Annotated in this window: 4 protein-coding genes; 2 read left to right on the forward strand and 2 right to left on the reverse strand. The window is 73.3% G+C overall.

From position 1 onward, the window contains the following. Positions 1 to 21: 21 nt before the first annotated feature. Both PROKR_RS06045 and PROKR_RS06050 read right to left on the reverse strand, forming a co-directional pair. Positions 22 to 783, reverse strand: a complete 762-nt coding sequence (locus tag PROKR_RS06045) for an SDR family oxidoreductase (protein WP_036960688.1) — start codon at positions 781 to 783, stop codon at positions 22 to 24. A 91-nt stretch (positions 784 to 874) separates the two neighbouring features. Then, positions 875 to 1,330: a MarR family winged helix-turn-helix transcriptional regulator gene (locus PROKR_RS06050; protein ID WP_036960691.1), complete on the reverse strand. Its 456-nt coding sequence runs from the start codon at positions 1,328 to 1,330 to the stop codon at positions 875 to 877. A 158-nt stretch (positions 1,331 to 1,488) separates the two neighbouring features. Between PROKR_RS06050 and PROKR_RS06055 the strand changes: the two genes are divergently transcribed. Then, positions 1,489 to 2,337: an aldo/keto reductase gene (locus PROKR_RS06055; RefSeq protein ID WP_036960694.1), complete on the forward strand. Its 849-nt coding sequence runs from the start codon at positions 1,489 to 1,491 to the stop codon at positions 2,335 to 2,337. Positions 2,338 to 2,397: 60 nt separating this feature from the next. Continuing rightward, a partial coding sequence (locus PROKR_RS06060) for an MFS transporter (RefSeq protein WP_084800280.1) occupies positions 2,398 to 3,597 on the forward strand: 1,200 nt, incomplete at its 3' end.

The following is a 3,597-nucleotide window of genomic DNA, read 5'->3' on the forward strand; positions in this document are numbered from 1 at the left end:
GTGGCGTGCGGGGCGGTCGGGTCACCAGGGGAGCGGGCCGGCCCGGTCGACGAACGTCCCGCTCGGGCCGTCCGGCCCCAGCAGGGCCATGCGTGCCACGACCGGTGCCGCCTCCTCGGGCGAGGTCGGCGCCGCGGCCCGGTTGTCCGGACCGCCCAGGTCGGTCTGGACCCAGCCCGGGCAGACCGAGTTCACGAGGATCGGCGTGTCCGCGAGCGACTTGGACAGGGCCACGGTCAGCGCGTTGAGCGCGGCCTTCGAGCCCTGGTAGGCGGGCAGGACCAGGCCGAAGTACGGCGACTCCGGGTCGAGCTGCTCGGCCAGCGAGCCCATGGCGGTCGAGACGTTCACGATGCGGCCGGCCGGCGACCGGCGCAGCAGGGGCAGCATCGCCTGAGTCACCGCCGCCGCCCCGAACAGGTTGGTCTCGAACGTCGAGCGGAACGCGGCCAGGTCCAGCGGGCGCTCCAGGTCAGGCGTGGTGGCCTCCGGCAGGATGCCCGCATTGTTGACCAGGATGTCCAGGCGGCCGTGCTCGCGCTCGATGTGTGCGGCGGCGACCGCCACCTGGGCGTGGTCGGTCACGTCGAGCGTCACCGGCCGGGCGGTGAACCCCGCCTCGCGCAGGGACGTCGCCGCGTCCGCAGCCCGGGCGGTGTCGCGCCCGCCCACCAGCACGGTGGCGCCGGCCTCTGCCAGCTGCCGGGCCACGGCGAGGCCGAGTCCTCTGTTCGCTCCGGTGACCAGGGCGATCGGGGCGTTGTCGTCGTGCGTGTTCGTCATGGCACGAGCCTTGCCGGCCGGGCGCCGCGATGCTGGCGGGATCCCGCCGTCGCACTCGACGTGTGGACGTGCTCGACCGAGCCGGTCCGGCTCAGACCGCCGCAGTCACCCCGGCGCCGCCCAGCGTGCCCACGAGCAGGGCCAGCTCCGGCACCTGCTCCGCCTCCTGCAGGGCCTCGTGCAGCGCGCGGTCGTGCGTGGGGCGCGCTGCGAGCAGCAGCTTCTCCCCGGCCGCGGTGAGCTCGGTGTAGATGCCGCGGCGGTCGTCCTGGCACAGGATGCGCGTGAGCAGCGCGCGGTCCTCCAGTCGGTTGACCAGGCGCGTCGTGGCGCTCGGCGAGAGCGCGGTGGCGCGGCCGAGCTGCTGCATGCGCATGTGCCAGCCGTCCTGCCGGGACAGCGCGTCCAGCACCGTGTACTCCACGACGGACAGGTCGTGCTCGGCCTGCAGCGCGCGCTCGAGCGCGGTGTCGATCATGCCGTGCAGCGCGGCGAGCGTTCGCCAGCCCTGGGCACGGATCTCGACGGCGTCGTCGGCGATTCCCATGGGCCCTCCTTCGCGGGCGTGATTCCGGTCTCCAACTATAGCGCTTGTGCAACTAGTGCGCGCGTGCAACTATCTAGGAGGCGCGTGCAACTAAATGCGTCCGCCTGGTGTCCGCGTACGCGCAGCAGGCACCGTTCGGAGAACAGCAAGGAGCCCTCATGTCTTCCCCCGTCCCGACCCCCGCCGTCGCCCTCCCCAACGCCGCCCGCCCGGGCGCGACCATGCCGCAGGTCGGGTTCGGCGTCTTCCAGGTGCCCGACGCCGAGACCACCCGCGCCGTCGGCCACGCGCTCGAAGCGGGGTACCGGAGCATCGACACCGCCGCGATCTACGGCAACGAGGCGGGCGTGGGCCGCGCGCTGGCGGAGTCCGACCTGGCGCGCGACGACCTGTTCGTCACCAGCAAGCTGTGGACCGACTCCATGGCGCGCGACGCCGTGCGCCCAGCCCTCGAGCGCAGCCTGGAGCTGCTGGGCCTCGACGCCCTCGACCTGTACCTGATCCACTGGCCCGCACCGGGCCGTGGGCAGGCGGTCACCGCCTGGGAGGGGCTCATCGAGGCCCGCGAGGCCGGCCTGGTCCGGGAGATCGGCGTCTCGAACTTCCAGCCCGCGCACCTCGACGCGATCGTCGCCGCGACCGGCGTGTTCCCCGTCGTCAACCAGGTGGAGCTGCACCCCGCCCTGCAGCAGCGCGAGCTGCGCGCCCACCACGCGGGCCTGGGCATCGTCACCGAGGCGTGGAGCCCGCTCGCCCAGGGCGCGGTGCTCGACGGACCGGCCGTGACCGATGCCGCCCGGGCGCACGGCGTCTCCGCCGCGCAGGTGGTGCTGCGCTGGCACCTGCAGCACGGAAACGTCGTGATCCCCAAGTCGGTCACGCCCGCGCGCATCGCCTCGAACCTCGACGTGCTCGGGTTCGAGCTCACCGCGCAGGAGGTCGCCGCGATCGACGCCCTCGACCGGGACGGCCGCACCGGTCCGCACCCGGACCGCTTCGACGGCTGACGAGCCCCGCCGGCACCGCCCAGAACACGAGCACCACCCAGCACCTCAAGGAGCACTGTCATGCCTGTCGCCCTGTGGGCCCTCGCCATCGGGGGCTTCGGGATCGGCCTCACCGAGTTCGTCATCATGGGCCTGCTGCCCGAGGTGGCCACGGACTTCGGCGTCACCGAGACCGTCGCCGGATACCTCATCTCCGGCTACGCACTGTCCGTCGCGGTCGGTGCGGTCGGTCTCACCGCCGCCCTGACCCGGGTGGACCGCAAGAAGGCCCTGCTCGGCCTGATGATCCTGTTCATCGCGGGCAACCTGGTGTCCGCGATGGCGCCTACGTACGAGCTGATGATGCTCGGCCGGATCGTGGCGGCCCTGTGCCACGGCGCGTTCTTCGGCATCGGCGCGGTCGTCGCGGCCGACCTGGTCGCCCGCGACCGGCGCGCCGCCGCCATCTCGATCATGTTCGCGGGCCTGACCGTCGCCAACGTGCTGGGCGTGCCGTTCGGCACGCTGCTCGGCCAGGTGGCCGGCTGGCGCTCCACCTTCTGGGCCATCACCGGCATCGGTGTGCTCGCCTTCGTCGGCATCGCGCTGCTGGTCCCGGCCCGGGTGGGCGTGCCCGACGACGTCGCGGGGCCGAGCGGGCAGGCCGGTCCGGGCCTGCGCGGCGAGCTCGCGGCGTTCCGCGCACCGCAGGTGTGGCTGTCCATCGCCGTGACCGTGCTGGGCTACGGCGGCATGTTCGGCGCCTTCACCTACATCGCGTTCACGCTCACCGAGGTCAGCGGGTTCGCGAGCACTGCCGTGCCCTGGCTGCTGATCCTGTTCGGGGCGGGCCTGTTCGTGGGCAACCTGGTGGGCGGCAAGGCCGCGGACAAGAACCTCGGGGCCACCCTGCTGACGTTGCTGGTGCTGCTCACCGTGGTCCTGGCGGTCTTCGCGCTGACCGCGACCAGCCAGGTCGCGACGATGATCAGCCTGGTGCTGATGGGCGCCGTCGGCTTCGCGACCGTGCCGGGCCTGCAGATGCGGGTGATGCGGCACGCGTCGGCGGCGCCCACGCTCGCCTCCGGCGCGAACATCGCGGCGTTCAACATCGGCAACGCGTTCGGTGCCTGGGTGGGCGGGCTGACGCTCGCAGCCGGTCTCGGCTACACGTCGCCGCTGTGGGCCGGCGCCCTCGTGACCCTGGCTGGGCTCGTCGTCATGGTGGTGGCCGCGCTCGTGCGGGGCGGGGAGCGGGCCGAGGCGCGCACCGCCCGCCCC

Origin of the sequence: Promicromonospora kroppenstedtii DSM 19349 (assembly GCF_000515355.1) — a bacterium.
Lineage (GTDB): Bacteria > Actinomycetota > Actinomycetes > Actinomycetales > Cellulomonadaceae > Promicromonospora > Promicromonospora kroppenstedtii.

Coding starts and splice junctions, on each gene's coding strand:
- PROKR_RS06055 (WP_036960694.1), top strand. CDS start 1,489: ATGTCTTCCCCCGTCCCGACCCCCGCCGTCGCCCTCCCCAACGCCGCC.
- PROKR_RS06045 (WP_036960688.1), bottom strand. CDS start 783: ATGACGAACACGCACGACGACAACGCCCCGATCGCCCTGGTCACCGGA.
- PROKR_RS06050 (WP_036960691.1), bottom strand. CDS start 1,330: ATGGGAATCGCCGACGACGCCGTCGAGATCCGTGCCCAGGGCTGGCGA.